Consider the following 1,621-nt stretch of genomic DNA (forward strand, 5'->3'; position numbering starts at 1 on the left):
TTCGTATTATAAGGTTAACCAGAATTTACTGGTTGACCTTATTTCTTATGGTCTTATTATTACATTGTAGCCGGGGTAGAACGACCCTGCCCGTGGGAGATAGATCCCGTCAACTAAACTGTTCGCCCTCTACTTGTAGAAACATGATTGAGGCTGGTTGGGACTCGATCCCGTATAACAAGCGAAGCTGTGACACTACAAGAAGGTTAGGGGTACCGGCAAATATTTCTTAGGAGGAGATAGTTAATGAATCCAGTAGTAGGTCTGGATGTAGCTAAAGGAGAAAGTCAGATTCAAGGTTTTTTAGATAAGAAGAAACCTTACAAAACTAGTTTTAAAGTATCGCATACCTTGGATGGTCTAGAAAAATTACTTCACTTTTTAATCGAGATTGAAAATAATACCGGTGTACGACCTCACGTCATACTTGAATCAACTGGACATTATCAAGCACCAGTTGTTCAATATTTAGATAAAAAAGGCTACTTAACCATAATTGTTAATCCACTTATCCCATATAAGGCAAAGAGTTCAAGCTTACGAAAGGTGAAAACAGACGTAGTAGACGCTAGACACCTCTGCGAGCTGTATTACAAGGAAGAGCTAGAGCCACAAAAGAAACGTGGAATACAATTACTAAATTTACGTAATCTCACAAGACAACATGAAAACATTACAAATCTATATGTACAAACTAAATTACAATTTCATTCTGTGTTGGATCAGGTATTCCCTGAGTATCGTGGGGTTTTTGGGGACTTATATTCTACTGTGTCTTTACTTATCCTATTAAACTATCCCACATCCAAAGACGTTTTGGATGTAGATAAAGAGGTCTTAGATAAAAGCATTCATGAATATTGTCCAAGACGTTCAGTTGAATGGGCGGCTCTGAAGGCTGATAAGCTAGTTGAAGCAGCACTTCGGGATCCTTTTCAGGAAACACTATATCAGAGTCATATTATAAGCATCGAAATGTATATCAAAATGTTGCTTGAGTACCAAAAGCATCTATCCAAACTTGAAGATCAAATAGATGCTTTGGCACACGAAATTGAAGAATGTAGGATTATCCAATCCATCCCTGGAATCGGTGAAAAAATCGCGGCAACGATTATTTCTGAAATTGGGGAGATAGATTTATTTGATAATCCTAAAAAACTAGTAGCATTCGCGGGCATGGATCCAAGAGTCTATGAATCTGGTCGATTCAAGGGTACTGAGAATCGAATTACTAAAAGAGGATCTAGCCGACTCAGACATGCCTTATTTATGGCGGTTCGCTCCGCAATCCGTGATGCCCGTAAGCAAAAGACAACAGATGAAATCATCCCTCGTAACAAGAAGTTACGTGCCTTCTATGATAAAAAGCGCGAAGAAGGCAAGCCTTATAAAGTAGCGATAATTGCTTGTGCAAATAAACTATTACATTGGATTTATGCCATGTTAAAAAGCAATACAACTTTCCAAGATATTGCGTAACTAGTTAACTTAACCAAATACTCCAAGGCCTTCCAATTAAAGAATTAAGGAGGGTTATTTGGCATGTGCAAAATAAGTATATCATAATTATTTTAAGTTTTTTAGAGAAAAATATTGACAACTATTAGCTGGTTTAGTT

At 37.4% G+C, this 1,621-nt stretch carries 1 protein-coding gene; it reads left to right on the forward strand.

Going from position 1 to position 1,621, the window contains the following annotated elements:
- Nucleotides 1-246 precede the first annotated feature (246 nt).
- Nucleotides 247-1,482: an IS110 family RNA-guided transposase gene (locus tag M3210_RS19865; protein WP_251518021.1), complete on the forward strand. Its 1,236-nt coding sequence runs from the start codon at nt 247-249 to the stop codon at nt 1,480-1,482.
- Nucleotides 1,483-1,621: the final 139 nt, after the last annotated feature.

Source organism: Oceanobacillus luteolus (assembly GCF_023715655.1).
In the GTDB taxonomy this organism is placed as follows: domain Bacteria; phylum Bacillota; class Bacilli; order Bacillales; family Amphibacillaceae; genus Oceanobacillus; species Oceanobacillus luteolus.